Genomic DNA, 267 nt, shown 5'->3' on the forward strand with positions numbered 1-267 from the left:
GCGGATCGCCGCTTCATTGCGCTGGTTCATGGCGATACCGGCGAAGCGGGTGGCGTGTTCCCGTCCATCTTTCTGGGAATCCAGGCGATCAACCCGGGCGAGCACATCGTCGCGCACCGTCACAACTCGTACGCGCTGTACCACATCATGCAGGGCGAGGGTTACTCCGTTCTGGACGGTAAGCGTTTTAACTGGAAGCGCGGTGACACGTTCGCCTGCCCACCGATGGCCAGCCACGAGCACATCAACACCGGCACTGAGCCCGCG

Annotated in this window: 1 protein-coding gene; it reads left to right on the plus strand. The window is 62.5% G+C overall.

Going from position 1 to position 267, the window contains the following annotated elements; genetic code table 11:
• Window positions 1-267: cupin domain-containing protein (locus SB771_RS34810; RefSeq protein ID WP_410722016.1), on the plus strand; the 267-nt coding region annotated here is incomplete at both ends.

It is taken from the genome of Burkholderia sp. SIMBA_051 (genome assembly GCF_046534915.1).
Classification (GTDB): Bacteria; Pseudomonadota; Gammaproteobacteria; order Burkholderiales; family Burkholderiaceae; genus Burkholderia; species Burkholderia ambifaria.